Annotated in this window: 13 protein-coding genes and 1 tRNA gene; 5 read left to right on the top strand and 9 right to left on the bottom strand. The window is 68.2% G+C overall.

Translation table 11 applies throughout. The annotated features are described in order from the left end of the window. Positions 1–261 precede the first annotated feature (261 nt). From rho to KEG38_RS00110, 4 genes are all read left to right on the top strand, one after another. Positions 262–1,509 (top strand): transcription termination factor Rho, encoded by a 1,248-nt coding sequence (gene rho, locus KEG38_RS00125; RefSeq protein WP_272416911.1) that lies wholly within the window; start codon positions 262–264, stop codon positions 1,507–1,509. Positions 1,510–1,675: 166 nt separating this feature from the next. Continuing rightward, on the top strand, positions 1,676–3,802 hold the full coding sequence (locus KEG38_RS00120) for a GAF domain-containing protein (protein WP_272416910.1): 2,127 nt from the start codon (positions 1,676–1,678) through the stop codon (positions 3,800–3,802). 57 nt (positions 3,803–3,859) lie between these two features. After that, on the top strand, positions 3,860–4,951 hold the full coding sequence (locus KEG38_RS00115) for a (Fe-S)-binding protein (protein ID WP_272416909.1): 1,092 nt from the start codon (positions 3,860–3,862) through the stop codon (positions 4,949–4,951). A gap of 11 nt (positions 4,952–4,962) precedes the next feature. Further along, positions 4,963–6,525: a sensor histidine kinase gene (locus tag KEG38_RS00110; protein ID WP_272416908.1), complete on the top strand. Its 1,563-nt coding sequence runs from the start codon at positions 4,963–4,965 to the stop codon at positions 6,523–6,525. A 10-nt stretch (positions 6,526–6,535) separates the two neighbouring features. Here the strand turns inward: KEG38_RS00110 and KEG38_RS00105 are convergent, their stop codons facing one another. The 6 genes from KEG38_RS00105 to clpB form a co-directional block, all read right to left on the bottom strand. After that, positions 6,536–7,021, bottom strand: coding sequence for a hypothetical protein (locus KEG38_RS00105; protein WP_272416907.1), 486 nt, complete (start codon positions 7,019–7,021; stop codon positions 6,536–6,538). Further along, positions 7,018–7,644: a sigma-70 family RNA polymerase sigma factor gene (locus KEG38_RS00100; protein WP_272416906.1), complete on the bottom strand. Its 627-nt coding sequence runs from the start codon at positions 7,642–7,644 to the stop codon at positions 7,018–7,020. Before KEG38_RS00100 ends, KEG38_RS00105 begins: the two co-directional genes overlap by 4 nt. Positions 7,645–7,696: 52 nt before the next feature. Then, positions 7,697–7,770 (bottom strand) — tRNA-Gln (locus tag KEG38_RS00095). A gap of 214 nt (positions 7,771–7,984) precedes the next feature. After that, a complete protein-coding gene (locus KEG38_RS00090) occupies positions 7,985–8,941 on the bottom strand; it encodes a DUF4339 domain-containing protein (protein ID WP_272416905.1) in 957 nt (318 codons plus the stop codon). Between the two features lie 219 nt (positions 8,942–9,160). Then, entirely contained in the window at positions 9,161–10,459 is a 1,299-nt protein-coding gene (gene serS, locus KEG38_RS00085; protein ID WP_272416904.1) for a serine--tRNA ligase, read from the bottom strand. Positions 10,460–10,496: 37 nt separating this feature from the next. Next, positions 10,497–13,091: an ATP-dependent chaperone ClpB gene (clpB, locus tag KEG38_RS00080; protein ID WP_276072105.1), complete on the bottom strand. Its 2,595-nt coding sequence runs from the start codon at positions 13,089–13,091 to the stop codon at positions 10,497–10,499. A gap of 152 nt (positions 13,092–13,243) precedes the next feature. Between clpB and KEG38_RS00075 the strand changes: the two genes are divergently transcribed. Beyond that, the gene (locus KEG38_RS00075; protein ID WP_272416902.1) at positions 13,244–15,625 is read left to right on the top strand and encodes an FG-GAP repeat domain-containing protein; all 2,382 of its coding nucleotides are present in this window, start codon (positions 13,244–13,246) and stop codon (positions 15,623–15,625) included. 153 nt (positions 15,626–15,778) lie between these two features. On the opposite strand, the gene gyrB is transcribed toward KEG38_RS00075, so the two are convergent. The 3 genes from gyrB to dnaN form a co-directional block, all read right to left on the bottom strand. Then, entirely contained in the window at positions 15,779–18,316 is a 2,538-nt protein-coding gene (gyrB, locus tag KEG38_RS00070) for a DNA topoisomerase (ATP-hydrolyzing) subunit B (RefSeq protein ID WP_272416901.1), read from the bottom strand. Between the two features lie 257 nt (positions 18,317–18,573). After that, positions 18,574–19,704, bottom strand: coding sequence for a DNA replication/repair protein RecF (gene recF, locus KEG38_RS00065; RefSeq protein WP_272416900.1), 1,131 nt, complete (start codon positions 19,702–19,704; stop codon positions 18,574–18,576). A gap of 103 nt (positions 19,705–19,807) precedes the next feature. Further along, positions 19,808–20,932, bottom strand: a complete 1,125-nt coding sequence (dnaN, locus tag KEG38_RS00060) for a DNA polymerase III subunit beta (RefSeq protein WP_272416899.1) — start codon at positions 20,930–20,932, stop codon at positions 19,808–19,810. Between the last annotated feature and the right edge of the window lie 36 nt (positions 20,933–20,968).

The following is a 20,968-nucleotide window of genomic DNA, read 5'->3' as shown; positions in this document are numbered from 1 at the left end:
AAGGAGCGAACCCGCGAGGCGAATCGGCCGATTGACAGGGCAGTATCGCTTGATAGAGTCCCCGCCCGCCGAGCACCGCGCTCGGCCGCGCCCCCTCGCTGGGGACGCCCATCACTGTCCGTCGAACCGCCCTTCCCAGGGGCGGGCAATCCACGAGAGCCGGCCCAAGGGCCGACTCGAAGCTCGACCTTCCCACAACCCTACCGACCTCGGGGAACGCGCCGTCTCCCGGCCGACGCCCCTGCGTGGAGTTTTCGATCGATGCACCTGCGTGAACTGAAGCAGAAATCGATGGCCGATCTGGTGCAGATGGCCAAGGGCCTCAACATCGAAGGAGCCGCGGGCCTGCGCAAGCAGGAGCTCATCTTCGCGCTCCTCCAGGCCTTGGCTGCCCAAGATCAGCCGGTGTACGGCGAGGGCGTGCTCGAGTGCCTGCCCGACGGTTTCGGCTTCCTGCGGGCGCCCGACTACAACTACCTGCCGGGTCCGGACGACATCTACGTCTCCCCGTCGCAGATCCGGCGCTTCAACCTGCGCACGGGCGACGCGGTGAGCGGCCCGATCCGGCCCCCGAAGGAGCGCGAGGCGTACTTCGCTCTGCTCAAGGTCGACAAGATCAACGGCGTCTCGCCCGAGGTCGCGCGCGACAAAATCCTCTTCGACAACCTCACGCCGCTCTACCCGCAGCAGAAGTTCAACATCGAGAACGGCACGAAGGGCTTCTCGACGCGCATCATCGACATGCTCTGCCCGATCGGGAAGGGCCAGCGCTGTCTGATCGTCTCGCCGCCCCGCGCCGGCAAGACGGTGCTGCTGCAGAACATCGCCAACGCGATCAGCACGAACCACCCGGAGACCACGCTCATCGTGCTGCTCATCGACGAGCGGCCCGAAGAGGTCACGGACATGCAGCGCAACATCAAGGGCGAGGTCATCAGCTCGACCTTCGATGAGCCTGCGACGCGCCACGTGCAGGTCGCGGAGATGGTCATCGAGAAGGCCAAGCGCCTCGTCGAGCAGAAGCACGACGTGGTCATCCTGCTCGACTCGATCACGCGCCTCGCCCGCGCCTACAACACCGTCGTCCCCCCGAGCGGCAAGATCCTCTCCGGCGGCGTCGACTCGAACGCGCTGCACAAGCCGAAGCGCTTCTTCGGCGCGGCCCGCTCCATCGAGGAGGGCGGCTCGCTCACGATCATCGCGACCGCGCTCGTCGATACGGGCTCGCGCATGGACGAGGTGATCTTCGAGGAGTTCAAGGGCACGGGCAACAGCGAGATCCACCTCGACCGCAAGCTCATGGAGAAGCGGATCTTCCCCTGCCTCGACATCAACAAGAGCGCGACGCGCAAGGAAGAGCTGCTCCTGCCCGAGTGGATCCTCCAGCGCGTCTGGCTGCTCCGCGGGCTCCTGCACCCGCTCAACGTCATCGACTCCATGGAGTTCCTGCTCGACAAGGTGAGCCGCACCGAGACGAACCAGGAGTTCCTCGAATCGATGAATCAGTAGGCCTGGCCTTCGGCCATGCCTGAGGGGCCCTCGACCTGGGGGCCCCCTTCCCTTTTTACCCTCCTCTCCCCTCCCCTCCCCTGCCGATCCCCCGGGCAAACGCCGGATCCATCGCGATTTTGCGGGAGCGCTGTAGCGCCGGCCGGAGGCGTGTTAGCGTCGACGAGTGACCGGTAAGGCGGACCGCCTGCGAGAGCTCACGGCCCGGGTCGAGGAGCTCGAGGCCAGGCTCGAACGCTCGGAGAAGACCGTCAGCGCCCTGCGCGACGTCGGGCTCGCGCTCGGCTCCACACTCGACCTCGACCAGCTCCTCGAGCTCATCCTCGGCAAGATCACGGAGCTGCTCGAAGCCGACCGGGCCACGCTGTACCTGCTCGACGAGCAACGAAAGATGCTGCTCTCGCGGGTGATGCTCGGCGGCGAGGTGCGCTCGATCGAGCTGCCCGTCGGCGAAGGCATCGCCGGCCACGTCGCCAAGCACGGCAAAATCGCCCGCGTCAAGGACGCGTACAGGGACAAACGCTTCCAGCGCACGTGGGACGAGCTCACGGGCTACAGGACGCGCTCGATCCTCGCCGCGCCGATGCGCAACCACGTGGGCCGCACGATCGGCGTCGTGCAGGTGCTCAACAAGCACGGCGGCAAGGGCGAGTTCTCGCAGTACGACGAGGAGCTGCTCTCGGCGCTCGCCACGCAGGCGGCGATCTCCATCGACAACTCGCGCCTGTTCCTCTCGGTCATCCAGAAGAACATGCAGCTCGTCGAGACGAAGGAGCAGCTCGAGCACCGCGTCGCCGATCTGAAGCTGCTCTTCGAGCTCGAAACGGCGATGAGCGGAGCCTCGTCGCTCGAAGAGCTGAGCCGCGCGGTGATCGCCGAGGCCTCGAAGGCGTGCGAGGCGCGCGCCGGTGGTCTGCTCGTCGACGAGGGCGAGGCCGGCGTGTTCTTGTACTTCTGCGACGCGTCGGCGCCGGGCGTCTCGGTGCGCGACGTCGACGTGAAGCGACTGCCCGTCAAGCGCGGTGAAGGCCTGCTCGGCTGGGCCATGACGCACAACGAGTCGGTCCACCTCGGCCCGAAAGATCCGCCGATCGGGCCGGTCGCCGAGGCCGCGCTCGCGCACATGCATCCGTCGCTCGATCTGGAGATCGAGAGCGCGATCGTCGTGCCGCTCGAAGGCGAGGAAGACACGTCGCTCGGCGCGCTCGGGCTCTACAACGCGAAGAACACGCTCGGCTTCACGCAGGACGATCGCTCGCTCTTGCGGCTCGTGTCGGCGAACGCGTCGACCGCGGTGCGCCTCTTCCGCTCGCGCACCGAGCGCGAGAAGAGCGAGCGTCTCACGGCGATCGGGCGGCTGCTCTCGGGCGTGATGCACGACATGCGCACGCCGCTCACGGTGATCAGCGGCTACGTGCAGCTCATGGCGACCGCGGGCGAGCCCTCTGTACGCGCCGAGCACGCGCGGCTCATCCTGAAGCAGTTCGACGCGATCAGCGCGATGCAGCGCGAACTGCTCGAGTTCGCGCGCGGCGAGCGCAGCATCCTCGTGCGCAAGGTCTACCTGACGAAGTTCTTCGGCGACCTGGAGAAGCAGCTCCAGCTCGACCTCGCAGGCAACCGCGTCACGATCGTGATGGAGCTCGACGACCGCGGCACCGCGCGCTTCGACGAGACGAAGATGACGCGCGTCGTGCACAACCTCGTGCGCAACGCGGTCGAGGCGATGGAGCCGCACGGCGGCGGCAAGGTGGTGCTGCGCGCGCTGCGGCACGGCTCGGACTTCGTGCTGAGCGTCTCCGACACGGGGCGCGGGATTCCGCCGGAGATCCGCGAGCGGCTGTTCCACTCGTTCGTGACGAGCGGCAAGCGCGGCGGCACGGGCCTCGGCCTCGCGATCGTCAAGAAGATCGTCGACGAGCACGGAGGCTCGATCGAGGTGGATTCGTCCGAGCGCGGAACGACGTTCACGATCCGGATCCCGCAAGAGACGCCGATGATGGCGACGATCGCGCCGCCGGCCCCGACCGCGTCTCCAGCGTCGCCGCACATCCCACGGGCATCGAGCGCGCGTGTCGACGAGGCAACGGGCTTGCCGCTCGTGCATGCGACGAGCCCCACGTCGGCCTCCGCGACGACGGCGCGCTCGCCGCAGGCGCCGGCGGCTGAGGAGTCCGAGGCCGACCGATCGGCCAAGACGGCGCGAGCGAGCCAGCCCGGCGAGGAAGGGCCACCGAGCCGACGCAGCGGCCGCGCGAGCAACCCGGGCCAACCCGCGGGACGAACCGGATAGCTCGGTAGAATCCGCGGATCCCTTGCGCGCATCGCCTCGGGAGCAGAGACTCCGGAGGTGCTCCGCCTGCCCATCGTCGCCACGCACAAACGCGCGCTCGAGACGTGCGTGTACTGCCCGAAGCTCTGCCGCGCCGCGTGCCCCGTCTCGAACGCGGAGGCGAGCGAGACGGTGACGCCGTGGGGCAAGATGAGCCTCACGTACTTCGCGGGCCGCGGCGACGTGCCCGTCGAGGCCGAGCACACCGCGCCCGCATGGGCCTGCACGGGCTGCCACGCGTGCCGCGAGAAGTGCGACCACAGGAACGAGCCCGCGACGGTGCTCGTCGAATCGCGCGCGGACTTTTTCGCACGCGGCGCCGCGCCGAAGGCCGCCATGGACGTGGTGATGCGGACGCAAGCGCGCGCCAGCGAGACGGCCGCGGCGCTCGATGCGATCGAGGGCGAAACGCCAAGGCACGTCGCGGCCGGCGTGCTCGTCGGATGCTCGTACGCTCGGAAAAACCCGGCCGTCGCGAAGGACGCGCTCGCCGCCGCGGCGAAGCTCGTCGGCGGCCCCGTACGCGCGATTCGAAGCTGCTGCGGCCTTCCCTCCCTCCACGCGGGTGACCGGGAAGGCTTCCGTGTGGCCGCCGAGCGCCTCGCCGCCGAGGTCTCCGAGGTCCCGCGCCTGCTCGTCGTGGACCCGGGCTGCGCGCGCGCCACGATGGTCGAGCACGCGCGCGTCGGCGTCACCATGCCCCGCGAGCCCGAGCTGCTCCTCGACCTCGCGCACGCCGCGCAGGACCGCCTCCGCGTGCTGCCCGAGCTCGCAGGCACGACCGTGCGGTGGCACGCGCCGTGTCAGCTCGGCCGCGGGCTCGGCCGGTACGACGAGCCGCGCGCGCTGCTCGCGAAGATGTCCGGCAAGCAGCCCGCGACGTTCCAGCGCGACCGCGAGCACAGCGAGTGCAGCGGCGCAGGCGCGCTCTTGCCCGTGACACGACCGCGCACGAGCGAGGCCATCGCGGACGCGCGCATCGCCGAGCACAAGGCGCGGGGTGGAGGCCTGCTCGTGACGGCGTGCGGGTCGAGCTTGCGGCGCTTCCGGAGCCGCGGCGAAGCTGCCGAGGACCTCGTCAGCCTGCTCGCGCGGGCGCTCGCTCCCTGACGACCGCACGCATGTCGACCCCGAAGGTTCCTCGCCGAAGGCGAACCGTTTCGAGCAGGCTGCTCGCGAGTTACGTGCTCGTGCTCGCGGCCTTCGCGCTCACCGTGACCTGGAGCTTTCGCGCGCTGCGCGACACGTCGCAAGGCGCGGAGCTCCTCCGCAGCGGATACGCGCCGCTCCTGCTCCGCGTGGGCGAGGCCCTCGCCGCGCAGAACGTGTTCAACGCGCAGCTCAACCACATCACGGCCGCAAAAAACCCCGGCGACGTGCGCGAGTGGATCGAGACCGCGCGCCGCACGCGCCCGCTCACGTTCGCGCACGTGCGCGAAGCCGCGGAGAAAGGGCTCGTCGACGAAGATCCTTCCGTCGCGAAGTTCCAGGACGAGATCGTACGCGAGGCCGCGGCGATCGAGCGGCTGCTCGGCGCGGATCCCGAGCGGTTCGGGCAGCTCTTCCAGGCGCTCGCGGTGAGCGATCGTGAAGCCGCGGAGCGGGCGCGGGACGAGCTGCTCAAGCGCGAGGCCGAGGGCGCGCAGCGGCTCCGCGCCATCAAGCTGCGCGTCGAGGAGCGGATGGAGAGCCTCACGGCCGAGGCGAAACGACGCGAGGCCCGGTCCATCCAGCTCCTCGTCGGCCTCTTCGTGCTCACGCTGCTCGTCGGCGTGGTGATCTCCATCTACGCGCGCCGCGTGCTCGCGCCGCTCACGGCCGTCACCGAGCGCGCGAAGGCCGTCGCCCAAGGCGACCTCACGCCGCGCGAGGTCATGGCCACGAACGACGAAATCGGCGAGCTCGCGACCACGTTCGAGGGCATGGTCGCCGCCATCCAGCGCGCCCGCAGCGAGCTCGTCAACGCCGAGCGCCTCGCCGCCATCGGCAAGATGGCCGCGCACGTCACGCACGAGATTCGCAATCCCCTGTCGTCGATCGGCCTCAATTTGGAGCTGCTCGAAGAAGAGGTCGCGTCGTCGGACAACAAGGAGGCCTCGCAGCTCGTCGTCGCCATCAAGGCCGAGGTGGAGCGGCTCTCGCGCATCGCCGAGCAGTACCTCAGCATCTCGCGCAGGCCTCGCCCGCGGCTCGAACGCGAGCGCGTCGAGGACCTCGCGCGCGAGCTCGTGGCCTTCGTGCGACCCGAGCTCGACCGCGGCGGCGTGGCGAGCCGCGTGGATGCCGACGACGATCTGCCCGACGCGCGCCTCGACGAGTCGCAGTTCCGTCAGGCGCTCCTGAACCTCGTGCGCAACGCGCGCGAGGCCATGGCGAAAGGCGGCGAGCTCGTCGTGTCGATCCGCAAAGCCAAGGACGACGGCATCGACCTCGCGGTCGACGACACGGGTTCGGGCGTGCCCGAGGAGCTACGCGCGTCGATCTTCGATCCCTTCTTCACCACGAAGCAACGCGGCACGGGCCTCGGCCTCGCGGTCACGCGTGACATCGTGGAAGCGCACGGCGGAACGATCCGCTGCCTCGGCCGCGAAGGCGGCGGCACGCGGTTTCTGATTCACCTGCCCGCCGCAGGCGCGTCGGAGCCGAGCGCGAAGGCCGTCGAAGACGACGAGCTCGTGGCCTAGCGCGCGTCGCTCAAGGGAGCGCGGCGCCGCCCCACGGAAGGAGCACCAAAAACACGAACGCGACGAGCACCAGCATGAGCACGCTGGTCACGAGGTACGTCGAGCGCGGCGAGCGCGACGTGCTCCATCCGTCGCCGTAAAACTTCCCTCGCGAGCGCGTGCGCAGCTTCTTCTGCACGCCTCCGAGCAGGCTCGGCGCCACCGCGCCCGGCGGTGGACGCAGCGCGCGCCGGAGCAGCTCGCGCACCTCGACCTCGTCGAGCGGCGCTTCGTCCTCGTCCTCGTCCTCGTCACGCGTCTTCGCCGCGCCTGTTTCGTCTGCGCCCGACGACGTCTCGTCCTTCGCCGCGGACTTCTCTTCGGCGTCGAGCCAGCGCTCTGCTTCGGCCGCGAGGCGCTCGGCCTCCTCGCCCGTGACGTCGCCCTCCGTGCCGAGCAGATCCTGATCGTCGGCCGGCGCGCCCGCCTCTGGCTTTCGCTTCGCGTCGCCGCTCATGCCTTCTTCTCGCTCCTCAGCTTGTCGCCGAGCGCCTTCTCGACCAGGGCCCGGAGCTGCGCGCGGGCGCGGAAAATGCGGCTCTTCACCGTGCCTTCCGGCAAGCCCGTCACCTCCGCGATCTCGTCGTAGGACATGTCCTCCACGTCGCGCAGGATCAAGACCTCGCGGAAGTCCGCGTCGACTTGCTCGATCGCGCGCCTGACGATGCGCTCGAGCTGCATGCCCTCCAGAATCTCGTCCGGGCGGTTGATCGCTCCGCTCACCGTGACGCCCTTGCCGCCGTCGCCCGTCACGCGATCGGCGATCTCGTGGACGTCCTCCTGCTCGCCCACCTTGCGCCGCGACAGGTACTTCGCCTTGTTCTTGCAGAGGTTCACGGCGATCCGGAAGATCCACGTGGAGAGCTTCGACTCTCCGCGGAACTGATCGATCGCCTTGAAGACCTGGACGAACACCTCTTGCGCGAGGTCCTCGGCCTCGTCGCGTCGCCCGATCATCCGGAACACGAGCGCGAACACGCGTCGCTCGTAGGCGACGACGAGCTCGTTGAAGGCCGACTCGTCACGCGCCACGAGACGCGCGACGAACCTGGCCTCCTCGGTCTCGTCGTCGCTCGTCACGCCCGGCTGCTCCTCGCAGCTACGGTAAACGCCCTCGGTCGGGGGACGCTAGTGGTTCCGGCGCATGGATTCGAACCATGATTAGGGGATTCAAAGTCCCCCGTCCTGCCCTTAGACGACGCCGGAGTGAGCCCCGGGCATGCCCGGAGCTCGAGAGGGCCGGGACGATAGCGCGACTCTCCCCGCTTGGCACGTGCCGAGGAGACGGTCGCTGCCGGCCGCGGGAGGAGGCCGACCGACTTCGGCGACGGTCGACCCCCAGCGAAACAGAGCCGTGACCAACCTCGCCGGCGGTCGACCCCCAGCGCAGGAGGGTCGCGCTCGTCTTCGGGGACGGTCGCTACCGCCGAACGCCCCGTCGCGACCGTCTCTGACCCGGGTCGGTATGGTGGCGCGCCGAGGGCGGAGGGGGCGCCATGGGAGCCGCCTCTGTCTGCCGGAAGGTCTCGACCGTCCTGTGCCCCACCTTCGACACGAGCGCGGAGGCTCCGGACACGAGCGCGGGACGGTCCGGACCCCCGGCTTGCCCAGACAGAACCGCAGGCGCGATCCCTCGATGCACGAGCGCGAGGCCAACGGCCGTCACCGCCACGACACACCCGAGTAGGAAGGAGAACCCCCCTTGCCCTGCCAGAGACCGTCGTGACCCACCTTTGCGACCGAAGGGCCACGCCCGAACAGGGAGCGAAATCGGCTCCGAGCGGGTCTCGTCTCCCTCGAGAGACCGTACGTGCGGAGGGTCGCCCGTCTGCGCGACGGCCCCGCTGAAGGTCAGAGGCGTCCTCGATTCGCCACGCGGCGGCGTGAGCGCGACGTCCGGCAAGGGCGCGGGCGTCACGAGCGGCGGGTCGAACGAGACCGAATCGGCAAGGGCATAGGCGAGCTCGGGGATGTGCTCGATGCGCCTCCACCCCTCCATCCCGTCGCGCCAGACCGTCGTCTCGGCCCCGATCTCACCCCTGGCGAGGGCCATCCAGAGCTCGAACGTGGTCATGGCCCGCAGGCCCGGGCCGTGCTCCACGCACCACTCGGGCATGGGACGACCGCTCTCGGTGCTCTCCTCGTCGAGGTGGAGCCGCGCGAGCCTGCGCCTCTTCTGGGCGGCGAACCACGATTTCGGATTCGCGCGCTCGTAGGGGATCGTCGGATGGCTCTCGCGCACGAGCGGCGCCGGCTGCGTCTCGGCCTGGTTCTCCGCGGGGGGCGGGAGCATGGACGAGCGCGGCTGAAAGACGCTCGGGATCGTGTCTTCCGGGTCCCTGCTTTTGATGGACGACGACGCACACGACGCCTGCATGAGACGCCCCTTCCCGACAAACACCGGGCGTCCGCAGGCCCCGCGATATGGGGCGACGGGCGGACGCTCGACGTGACTAGGGCGCTCCTACAGGGTTCTCGTGAGGTCGGCCAAGTTTTCGCAGGCCTCACCCCCAACCCCTCTCCACGGAGTGGAGAGGGGAGGAGAAACGCGCGTCTTCCCCCCTCTCCACGGAGTGGAGAGGGGATGGGGGTGAGGTCAAACCCCCTTGATGACCTCGCACCCCATGAACGGCCGCAGCGCCTCGGGCACGACCACGGTCCCGTCGGCCTGCTGGTACTGCTCCAGGATCGCGATCACCGTCCGGCCGACCGCGAGCGCCGAGCCGTTCTGCGTGTGCAGAAGCCGCGGCTTCGCCTTCGGCTCGGGCCGGTAGCGGATCGCCGCGCGCCGCGCCTGGTAGTCGCCGAAGTTCGAGCAGCTCGAAATCTCGCGATAGACGCTCTGCCCCGGCAGCCACACCTCGAGGTCGTACGTCTTCTGCGAGGCGCCGCCCATGTCGCCCGCGCAGAGCAGCGACACGCGGTAATGCAGGTTGAGCCGCTTGAGAACCTCCTCGGCGTTCCGCGTGAGGGTCTCGTGGTTCTCGGCCGAGGTCTCGGGCGTCGAAAAGCGCACGAGCTCGACCTTGTCGAACTGGTGCTGCCGGATGAGCCCCCGGACGTCCTTGCCGTGGCTGCCCGCCTCGGCGCGGAAGCAGGGCGTGTACGCGGTGTAGGCGAGCGGCAGTTTGTCGGCTTCGAGGATCTCGTCGGCGTGGAGGTTCGTCACGGGCACCTCGGCCGTCGGGATCAAATACAGGTCGTAGGCGCGCTCGGGGTCGCTCTTGTGCGTCTTGAAGAGGTCCTCGGCGAACTTCGGGAGCTGCCCCGTGCCATAGAGCGCCGAGTCCTTCACCAGGAAGGGCGGCAGGACCTCGGTATAGCCCTGCTCGCGCGTGTGCAGGTCGAGCATGAAGTTGATGAGCGCGCGCTCGAGCCGCGCCGCCGCGCCCCAGAGCACGGTGAAGCGCGAGCCCGAGAGCTTGGCCCCGCGCGAAAAGTCGAGGATGCCGAGGCCCTCGCCGATGTCCCAGTGCGCCTTGGGCGTGAACGTGAACGACGGTTTGTCGCCCCAGGTCCGGACGACGACGTTGTCGTGCTCGTCCTTGCCGTCCGGCACCGACGGATCGGGCAGGTTCGGGACGAGGGCGAGCTGCTCGTGGATCTTCGCCTCGACGTCCTTGAGCGCCTGCTCCGCGTCCTTGATCTCCGCGGACAGGCGCTTCAGGGCCTCGCGTTGCTCGGTGAACTCGGCGGACTTCTTGTCCGCCTTGGCCATCTTCTCGTTGGCCTGGTTGCGCGCGGCGGCCTTGGACTCACTGAGCGCGATGAGCTCGCGCCGCTTCTGGCCGAGCTCGGCGATGGGGGCGAGGGCGGCCGCGGCCGCGGGCGAGCGCCGCGCCAGGGCGGCGCGGACGTCGTCCATGTGATCGACGACGTGGCGGAGGTCCAGCATGGGGGCGGGTTTAGCCGAGACCTCCGCCGCTGTCAGCCTAGTTGTACGTGACTTTCGTGAAGGTCAGGCCATCGCCCGACCGTCCAATCGCGACGGTATCGCCCGACTTGAACTCGCCCGCGAGCAGCCGTTTGGCGAGCTCGTCCTCGATGTAGCGCTGGATGGCCCGCTTGAGCGGCCGCGCGCCGTATTGCGGATCCCAGCCCTGCTCGATGAGGAAGGCCTTTGCCGGGGGCGCGACGGTCATCGAAATCCCGCGCTTGGCCAGGCGCTTCTCGAACTGCGCGAGCTGGATGTCGAGGACCTTCTCCACCTCCGACCGTTCGAGCCTGCGGAAGACCACGATGTCGTCGAGCCGGTTCAAGAACTCCGGCCGGAAGTGCTTGCGCACCTCCTCGAGCACCACGCGCCGCACGAGCTCGGCCTTGTCCCGCGGATCGAGCCCCTCACGCTCCTCGACCGCCATCGCCGCCGGCGTGCCGAGGTTCGACGTGAGGATCAGGATCGTGTTCTTGAAGTCGACCGTGTGGCCCTGACCATCGGTCAATCGGCCATCGTCGAGCACCTGCAAGAGCACGTTCCACACGTCCGGGTGCGCCTTCTCGATCTCGTCGAAGAGCACCACGGTGTAGGGCCTCCGCCGCACGGGCTCGGTGAGCTGACCGCCCTCTTCGTAGCCGACGTATCCGGGCGGCGCGCCGATGAGCCGCGCGACCGTGTGCCGCTCGCCGTACTCGCTCATGTCGATGCGCACCATCGCCTTCTCGTCGTCGAAGAGGAACTCGGCGAGCGCCCGCGCGAGCTCCGTTTTGCCGACGCCCGTGGGCCCGAGGAACATGAACGAGCCGATCGGCCGCTTCTCCTCGCCGAGCCCCGCGCGCGAGCGCCGGATGGCGTTCGCCACCGACACGAGCGCGTGGTCCTGTCCCACGACGCGCCTGCGCAGCTCGTCTTCGAGGCGCAGGAGCTTCTGCATCTCGCTTTCGAGCATCTTCGAGACCGGAATGCCGGTCCATTTCGACACGATGGCCGCGATGTCCTCGTCGGTGACCTCCTCCTTGAGATAACTGCCCTTCTCCTGCAGTTTGGCGAGCGTTTCACGCAGCCCTTCGAGCTTCTTCTCCACCTCGGGGATCTTGCCGTAATGGATCTCGGCCGCCTTGCCGAGGTCACCACGTCGCTTCTCGCGCTCCTCTTCGAGGCGAAGCTGCTCGATCGATTCCTTCGTCTTCTTGATCTCGGAGAGCAGCTCCTTCTCGCGCATCCATTGCGCCCGCATCGTGTCGCGTTTCGCCTGGAGCTCGGCCATCTCGCGCTTGACGTCCTCGAGCCGCGCCTTGCTCGCCTTGTCCTGCTCGCGCTGCAGCGCTTGCTCCTCCATGCCGAGCTTGACGAGCTGCCGCTCCACGTTGTCGATCGGCGTCGGCAGGCTCTCGATTTCCATGCGGATGCGGCTCGCGGCCTCGTCGACGAGGTCGATCGCCTTGTCCGGCAGGAATCGCTCCGTGATGTAGCGGTGCGAGAGCATCGCCGCGGCCACGAGCGCTGCGTCCTGGATGCGAATGCCGTGGTGAATCTCGTACCGCTCCTTGAGCCCGCGCAGGATCGCGATCGTATCCTCGACGCTCGGCTCGCCCACGAACACGGGCTGGAACCTGCGCTCGAGCGCCGCGTCCTTCTCGATTCGCTTGCGATACTCGTCGAGCGTGGTCGCGCCGATGCAGCGGAGCTCGCCGCGCGCGAGCGCAGGCTTCAGCATGTTCGCCGCATCCATCGCGCCCTCGGCCGCGCCCGCGCCGACGAGCGTGTGCAGCTCGTCGATGAACAGGATGATCCGGCCCTGCGCGTTCTCGATCTCCTTCAGGACGGCCTTCAGCCGGTCCTCGAACTCGCCGCGGAACTTCGAGCCTGCGACCATCGCCGCGAGGTCGAGCGCCGCGAGCTTCTTGTCCTTCAGCGACTCGGGCACGTCGCCGGCCACGATGCGCTGCGCGATGCCCTCGACGATCGCCGTCTTGCCGACGCCCGGCTCGCCGATGAGCACGGGGTTGTTCTTCGACCGGCGCGACAGCACCTGAATCACGCGGCGAATCTCCTCGTCGCGGCCGATCACCGGGTCGATCTTCCCGCGCCGCGCGAGGTCCGTGAGGTCACGCGTGTACTTCTCGAGCGCCTGGAACTTGCCCTCGGGATCCCGATCGGTGACGCGCTGATTGCCGCGCACCTGCGTGAGCGCCGCGAGCAGTTTGTCGTAATTGAGCCCCACGCGCTCGAGGAGCTGCGACGTGTCCTTGTCGCTCTTCAGCGCGGCGAGGACCAGGTGCTCGGTGGAGATGAAGTCGTCCTTGAGGGACTTCATCTCGTCTTCGGCTTTTTGCATCAGCCCGAGCGCTCGTCGCGACAAGCTCGGCTCGGCGCCGCCGCTGACGCGGGGGTAGCTATCGATCTTGGCGTCGAGGGCCTGCAAAACACGCCCCGGGTCGACGCCGGCCTTTTCCAGGAGCGGCGCCCCGATCCCATCCTCCTGAGCGACGATCGCTCGGAGGAGGTGCTCCGGATAAAGCTCCGGGTTTCCGCGCCGGCTCGCGAGGTCGACGGCAGCACGAACCGCTTCCTGGGCCTTGGTGGTCATTCTATCGATCCGCATGGCACGACCGAAACTAAGGCCGGATCTCACGCAAGCAAGGCCCTTGCCAAGGAAGCGAAGAGGTCACACGCTCGGGAGTCCTTTTCGGGTTCTTCGCGATCGACACGGACGGGCGCCCTCGGCGAAGATGCGCCTTCATGCGCAAACATCGGCTCTCTTTTCTCGCTTTCACGGCGCTCGTGGTCCCGTCCCTCGCGGCCGCGCTCGCCTCGTGCGGTGACGGTAACGTGACGGGCAGCGGCGCCTCCGCAGGCACCTCCTCGGGCGGCAGCGGCGGCCAGGGCGGTCAGGGCGGCGGCGGCCAGGGTGGTCAGGGCGGCGACCTCTTCGGCGACAGCGGAACCAACGGCTGCACGCCCGGCGAGGCCTGCGGCGACGGCGGCGTCTGCACGTCGGGCGGCGTGTGCTGCACGCAGGACAAGGCCTGTGGGACGGCTTGCTGCGGCGACGCGGAGGTCTGCTCGTTCCAGCAATGCGTGGTCCCCGGCACGACGTGCATCGACGCCACGGAATGCCCCGCGGGCTCCTACTGCGAATATGCGCTCGGCGAGCCGGGCGGCATGCCCGACGGCGGCGCGGGCGGATCGTGCCAGGGCGGCGTGACGCCGGCGACGGGCAAATGCTTGCCGCAGCCGCCCGAATGCGCGCCCGGCATGGAGCCCGGCCCGAACGACCCGATCACCTGCCTCGCGAAATGCGAGTACAAGCCGCCCGTCGGCCAGTTCGAGCCCGTGCTCAAGTACGCCTGGGGAAACCCGGCCGCGGCGAACACGCAGGACAGCGTGATGATGGCGCCCGTCGTGATCCAGCTCGACGACGACACCTGCGACGGTGTCGTCGACGAGCGCGACATCCCGGAAATCGTCTTCCTCACGTTCCAGACGAACAAGTACAACGAAAATGGCACGCTCCACGCCATTTCGATCGTCAATGGCCAGGTCGTCGAGAAGTGGACCGCGAACGCGGGCGCAACGAGCCAGAACCACCCGGGCCGCTCGATCGCCGCGGGCAACATCGACGGCGTGCCGGGCAATGAGATCGTGGTCTGCACGATCGACGGCCGTGCGCGCGCTTATACGGCGACGGGCGCGGAGCTCTGGCTCAGCGGGCCCGGCACGTGTTTCATGCCCTCGCTCGCGGACCTCGATCAGGACGGCGACGTCGAGGTCGTCGTGGAATCGCAGATCCTCGAAGGAAAGACGGGCGCGACCGTCGCGACGTTCGACCCGGCGAACACCTCGAACGTCGTGGTCTCCGACATGGACGCCGACGGCAAGCTCGACATCGTCACGGGCAGGCGCATTTACAAGGCTGACGGCACGCTCCTCGTCGACTCCAGCCTCGTTGCGAGTTTCCCCGCCGTCGGCGACCTCGACAAGGACGGCATTCCCGAGGTCATCGGGATCTACAATTCGAACCACGAGCTCCGGATCTGGCGCGTGGACCCGAACGAGCCCGGCGGCTTCAAGGTCGTGCGCACGGGCATCGACATCAACGGCACCCTCAATCCGGCGCTCTGCCCCACGAACAGCACGGGCTACACGCAAGGCGGCGGCCCGCCCACGGTGGCGGACTTCAATGGCGACGGTACGCCCGACGTGGCCATGGCCGGCGGCGTTGGATACGCGGTCTTCGACGGCAAGAAGCTCATGGACCCCGCGATCCCGAACGCCGAGACGCTGCTCTGGATCCGGCAAACCCAGGATTGCTCGTCCGCCTCGACGGGCAGCTCGGTCTTCGATTTCGAGGGCGACGGCAAGGCCGAGGTCGTCTACGCCGACGAGAAGATGATCCACGTCTATGCCGGGACCGACGGAACGGTGCTTTACGAGACGTGCAATACGAACGGCACGCTCTACGAGTATCCGCTGGTCGCCGACGTCGACAACGACGGGCAGGCCGACATCGTGGTCGTGTCGAACTCGTATTCGAGTTTTACCTGCGCGGACGGCTCGAAGACGGCGGGCGTGCGGATCTTCGGCGATAAAAACGGAAACTGGGTCCGCACGCGCCGGGTGTGGAATCAGCATGGGTATCACGTGACGAACGTGGAGGAGGACGGGACGATCCCCACGGTGGAGCAGCCGAACTACAAGCAGCCGAAGCTCAACAACTTCCGGCAAAACGTGCAGCCCTCGGGCGAGTTCTCCGCGCCGGACCTCGTCGCCACGGTGTTCCCGATCTGCGGAGGCCCGACGTACGGGCTCATCGCGCGCGTGCGCAACATCGGCGAGGCGAGCGTACCGGCGGGCGTGAACATCGGGTTTTACCTGGACGACCCGGCAAACGGCGGCGTGCCGCTGCCCGGCAGCCCCGTCATGACCACGAAGGTGCTTTATCCGGCCGAAGCCGAGGACGTGACGCTCCCCCTCCCGATGCCGCCGGCCGGCGTGCTCGATGGGTCGAAGAAGATCTTCGTGATCGTCGATGATCAATCGCCGCCGCACGCGTGGCACGAATGCCGGACCGACAACAACGTCGCCCAGGGTAGCGGCGTTTGTGAGGGCGGACCGAACTGACGTAACGTGGACGGCACCTCGTGGCAGAGGCCCGTCCCCAAGGATCGGGCCAAGGGCGGCCCGAACAACATGCTGAAGAAGTAAAACCCTTCGAAAAACGAAGCCCCCCTCGAACAGCGCCGAGGGGGCTTTGTGCTTGGGGGTTTGCCCCCGTCAGATATCGAGGTTCTTCACGTTCAGCGCATTCACCTCGATGAAGCGCCTCCGCTCGTCGACCTGCTCACCCATCAGAATCGCGAAGAGCCGCGCGGCCTCGGTCTCGTCGTCGATCTTCACCTGGCGCAACGTGCGGACGTCCGGGTTCATTGTCGTCTCCCAGAGCTCCTCCGCGTTCATCTCGCCGAGACCCTTGTAGCGGCCGAGCGTGATGCCCTTCTTGCCGCGCTCCTCGAGGTATTCGATGAGCGCCTCACTCGTCTCGAGCTTCGACTCGCTGCCGCCCTTCGACACGGCGGTCCAGGGCGCCGGGCCCGCGGTCTCCACGAGCATACGCTCGATGTCGAGCGCGTCCTTGTACTCGGGCAAACCGAGGAGCTGCCAATCGATCACGGCCACGCGGCTCGAAGCGCCCGGCCGCGGGGTCACCGTGATGCGATGCGCGCCGTGCTCCGAGTCGAGCGACGAGACGACCTTGAACGGCATCATGTCGGGATAACGGCGCTCGAGGTACGCCTTGAGCTTTTCCCGCGCCGATTCGACCTTCGCCTCGTCGCGCAGATCCTCCTGCCCCAAACCCGTCGCGCGGATGAGCGAGGCCACCATGCGCGCATCGCACCGTTTGTCGAGGTTGCCGAGGACAATCTTGAATTGCTTGAGCCGCTTCGCGAGGTTCGGCAGCACCGCGGACGGCACCGGCGCGCGGCCCTCCGACGACAGGATGAGGTCCTCGACCGCATTGCTGCCGAGGTACTCGTCGAGCGCCGCCTGATCCTTCAGGTAGATGTCCTTCTTGCCCTTGCGCACGCGATAAAGCGGCGGCTGCGCAATGTAGAGGTGACCCTGCTCGATCACCTCGCGCATCTGCCGGAAGAAGAACGTGAGCAGCAACGTGCGAATGTGCGACCCGTCGACGTCGGCGTCGGTCATCAGGATGATCTTGTGGTACTTGAGCTTGTTCAGCTCGATCCCATCGTCATCCTTGTCCTCGCCCTCGCCACGCGTCGTGCGCACGCCGCTGATGCCGCAGCCGAGCGCCGTGATGATCGTGCCGACCTCGGCCGAGCTCAGCATGCGGTCGAGTCGCGCGCGCTCGACGTTCAGAATCTTGCCACGGAGCGGCAGAATCGCCTGGAAATGGCGGTCGCGCCCCATCTTGGCGCTGCCGCCGGCGCTGTCGCCCTCGACGATGTAAACCTCGCTCTTCTCGGGATCCTTCGACTGGCAATCGGCGAGTTTGCCCGAGAGCGAGGTGATGTCGAGCGAGCCCTTGCGGATGACCTCACGCGCCTTGCGCGCCGCTTCACGCGCCCGCGCCGCGAGCACCGCTTTCTCGATGATCTTCTTCGCGCCTTGCGGGTGCTCCTCGAAATACTGGCCGAGCTTGTCGGTCACGGCGCGCTCGACGATGCCCTTCACCTCGCTCGACACGAGCTTCGACTTCGTCTGCGAGTCGAACGAAGGGTCGGGGTGCTTGACGCTGAGCACGCAGGTCAGGCCCTCGCGGATGTCCTCGCCCGCGAGCTCCTGCTTGAGCTCCTTGAACAGGTTTTGCGCCTTGCCGTACTGATTGATCGTCTTCGTCAGCGCCGAGCGCATGCCGGCGAGGTGCGTACCGCCGTCCTTGTTGTGGACGTTGTTGGTGTAGCAATAGATTTGCTCGGTATACGAGCCGCTCCACTGCATCGCGACCTCGACCGTGATGGGCGGCACGGGCTTCGAGCCACCGTTGCCCGCCGCCTCGGCCTGGCCCTCGACCACGAACGCGATGACGTCGTCGTGAATCGCCTCCTGCGCCTGGTTCAGGAGCGCGACGAACTCGGCGATGCCGCCCTTGTAGTGGAATGTCTCGCTACGGCCGGTCGGACGCTGATCTTCGAGGTTGATGATCAGGCCGGCGTTCAAGAACGCGAGCTCGCGCAGGCGATTGGCGAGGATGTTGTAATTGAACTCCGTCACCGAGAAGATCTGCACGTCCGGCTTGAACGACACCTTCGTGCCCGTCCGGTCCGTCTCGCCGAGGGCCTTCAAAGGCTTGCGCGGCACGCCACGCTCGTACTCCTGGTACCAGACCTTGCCCTCGCGCTTGATCTCGAGCTTCAACCACTCAGAGACGGCGTTCACCGCCGAGACGCCCACGCCGTGCAGGCCCGCGCTGACCTTGTAACTCGCGTTGTCGAACTTGCCGCCCGCGTGGAGCACGGTCATCACGACCTCGGCCGCACTCACGCCCCTCGCGTGCATGCCGACCGGAATGCCGCGGCCGTTGTCCTCCACGGATATCGATCCGTCGAAGTGCACGGTCACGCGAATCTCGGTGCAGTGCCCCGCGAGGTGCTCGTCGACCGCGTTGTCCACGGCCTCCCAGACGAGGTGGTGCAGCCCCGAGCCGTCGTGCACGTCACCGATGTACATTCCCGGGCGCTTGCGCACGGCTTCGAGGCCTTCGAGCGCCGTGATGCTGTTGGCGTCGTAAGCCTGGCCCGCGGTCGTCTTGGATTCGGTTTGCTGGATGCTCGTCGGTTCGGTCGTCATCGGTCTCGTGCTTTCGGCTCCCGAGCGTCTGGCCGATCGGTTCGTTCCGACCCGCACGTCTGCGCGGATCGAGAGGTTCCTCGGGCCGAGCGCGGACGCCTTGATGTCACGCGCGCGGGGGCCGTTTGGAGTCGCGGAAATCTAGCCTTTTTGTGCCTCTTGGGCAAGCTCGGCGGGGCCCTTTTCGTGAGGAAATCACGCCCGATTGGTGCCCGTTTCGCGCGCTCGTGGTCGAGGCGCTCCGAAACTGCCGGAGGTCAGCCCGCGCCCTCGTCGAGCTCGCCCCGAAACACGCGGAAGTCACGCCGTCCGTCGGCCGATATGTCCTCGGCGCGTATGAGCTCGGGGCGCGTGGTCGTCAGGAAAATCTGACCGCGATGGAGCGCGAGGAATGAAAAGAGCGCGCCCGTGCGCTCCGGATCGAGCTCGCTCGAAACGTCGTCGAGCAAGAGCAAGGGCTCGATGCCTCGCTCTTTGGCGATCGTCGCCGTCTCGGCCGCCTTCAGCGCGAGCGTGAGCGCGCGATGTTGTCCCTGCGACGCGACCACGCGCGCCGGATGCCCATCGAGCAAGAGCTCGAGCTCGTCGCGATGCGGGCCGAACCCCGCCGACGCGCGGAACGCATCACGCTTTCGGCCCCGCGCAAGCTCGCCGCGCGCGGTTTCCACGTCGGCCGAGCCTCCCGGCGCATATCGCGCTTCGAGGCGGAGGTCGGGCGCGGCGATCTGCGCGAACGCGCTCGCGAGCTCGACCACGAGCGCCTCGGCCGCGGCCGCGCGCGCCCGCGTGAGGGCCGCGCCATGCTCGGCGCAGAGCTCCTCGAACGCATCGAGCTCACGTGTATCGCTCGAAGGTATGTCCGCGCCGCGCCGCAGGAGCTCCTGCCGTGCTTTGAGCGCATGTGCATACCGCGCGCGCGCGTCCGCGCTCTCGGGCCGTGTGAAGAGCGCGAGCCGGTCGAGCAGCGTGCGCCGTCCCTGCGCGGGTCCACTCGACAGCGTGAGCTCCTCGGGATGAAACACCACGACGGGCGAGCGTGTCGCGTACTCGACGAGCGCGCGCGGCCGATTGCCGTCGATGCGCACGGTCACGCTCTTGCCCTGCACCGCGGCCGTCTGCTCGCGCGACAGCGCCGGCAGCGCGCCGCCGCGCTCGACGAAGCGCGCCTTCACGCTCGCCGCCTGCTCGCCGTGCCGCACGAGCTCGCCTACGCGTGCCGTTCGAAAGCTCTTCGAAGTCGCGGCGAAGTAAATCGCCTCGAGCACGCTCGTCTTGCCGTGCCCGTTGTTGCCCCACACGACGTTGAGCCGCGGCGCGGGCTCCATGTCCACCCGCGAGAGGACGCGAAGGCCGCGCACGGTGAGCCGTTCGAGCTCGAGGCGATTCATCGAGATTCACCCCTCTCCCGGCGGGAGAGGGGTTCGGGTGAGGGTGGTTCGGAGACGGGGCGCGGCGAGGGTACGCACGTGCGCCCCATGTAGCGACCGCGTTTCAAATCCGCATCGGCATGATGACCGAGACATAGCTCTCCGCCGCCGACTCCGTCGCGGGACGGATGACCGCAGGGTCGAGCTCGCCCGACACGCCGAGGACGACCTCGTCGTCGTTGATGGCCGCGAGCACGTCGAGGAAGTACTTCGCGTTGAAGCCGATCGTCACCTCGGGCCCATCGTAGTCGATCGGCACCTCGTCGAAGCCGTTGCCGCTCTCGGGGCTCTCGCTCGTGATGCGCAGCGCGCGCGACGTGACCGTGAGCTTCACGCCGCCCGTGCGGTCGCTCGCGGCGAGCGAGACGGCGCGCAGGGCCTCGGCGAGCTGGGCGCGCGGCGCGCGGATGCTCCGGTCGCTCACGTTCGGGATGACCTGCTGGTAGGGCGGGAACTGCGCGTCGACGAGCTTCACCGAGAAGGTCATGCCACCGACGCCGAAAAACGCGTTCGGCCCGCTCTGCGTGATGTGCACCGTGGGCGTCTCCTTGTCGACGCCGCTCGTGAGCCTGCGCAGCTCGTGGATGGCCTTGAGCGGGATGAGCATCGTCGCCGTCGCGCTCGTTCCCTCCAGCGTGACCTCCATCTTGGACAGCCGGTGACCGTCGGTCGTGACCATGCGGACGCGGTGGCCGGCCCACTCGAAGAGCGCGCTGTTCACGTGCGCGCGCGTCTCGTCGGTCGAGATGCTGAAGTGCGTGCGCTCGATGAGCCGCGAGAGCAGCTCCACGGGTAGCTCCAGCGAGGGCGCGTCGGGCGCGGGCTTCGGCAGCTGGGGGAACTCGCTGCCGGGCATGCCGTGCAGCGTGTAGCGGCGGGGCGAGCCGACGGCCTTGATGACGGTCTGCGCGCCCTCGCGCGCGGTCACCTGGATGGGCCCGTCGGGCATGGCCTTCACGCGGTCGAGCAGGTCCTTCGCCGGAACGGCCACGGAGCCTGCGCTCACGATTTCGGCCGCCGTCTGACCACTCACCGCGAGGTAGAGGTCGGTCGCGGAAACGCGCAGCGCGTTCCCGTCGGCGGCGAGCAGCACGTTGGCGAGCACCGGCATGGCGCTCTTCTTGTCGGCGACGCCCTGGCAGCGGTCGACGAGGCGCAGCAGATCTTTCTTCGCGATGACGAGGTCCATGGCCCTTCAACTCCGCCGCGGCGGGAAAGCAGCGGG

Source organism: Polyangium jinanense, from assembly GCF_028435265.1.
Taxonomy (GTDB): domain Bacteria; phylum Myxococcota_A; class Polyangia; order Polyangiales; family Polyangiaceae; genus Polyangium; species Polyangium jinanense.
This window is presented reverse-complemented; position numbering and strand designations above follow the sequence as displayed.

Bases quoted from the DNA above. Each gene is read 5' to 3' on its own strand.
- gyrB (WP_272416901.1), bottom strand. From the start codon at position 18,316: ATGACGACCGAACCGACGAGCATCCAGCAAACCGAATCCAAGACGACC.
- dnaN (WP_272416899.1), bottom strand. From the start codon at position 20,932: ATGGACCTCGTCATCGCGAAGAAAGATCTGCTGCGCCTCGTCGACCGC.
- KEG38_RS00075 (WP_272416902.1), top strand. From the start codon at position 13,244: ATGCGCAAACATCGGCTCTCTTTTCTCGCTTTCACGGCGCTCGTGGTC.
- serS (WP_272416904.1), bottom strand. From the start codon at position 10,459: ATGCTGGACCTCCGCCACGTCGTCGATCACATGGACGACGTCCGCGCC.
- KEG38_RS00105 (WP_272416907.1), bottom strand. From the start codon at position 7,021: ATGAGCGGCGACGCGAAGCGAAAGCCAGAGGCGGGCGCGCCGGCCGAC.
- KEG38_RS00110 (WP_272416908.1), top strand. From the start codon at position 4,963: ATGTCGACCCCGAAGGTTCCTCGCCGAAGGCGAACCGTTTCGAGCAGG.
- KEG38_RS00090 (WP_272416905.1), bottom strand. From the start codon at position 8,941: ATGCAGGCGTCGTGTGCGTCGTCGTCCATCAAAAGCAGGGACCCGGAA.
- clpB (WP_276072105.1), bottom strand. From the start codon at position 13,091: ATGACCACCAAGGCCCAGGAAGCGGTTCGTGCTGCCGTCGACCTCGCG.
- recF (WP_272416900.1), bottom strand. From the start codon at position 19,704: ATGAATCGCCTCGAGCTCGAACGGCTCACCGTGCGCGGCCTTCGCGTC.
- rho (WP_272416911.1), top strand. From the start codon at position 262: ATGCACCTGCGTGAACTGAAGCAGAAATCGATGGCCGATCTGGTGCAG.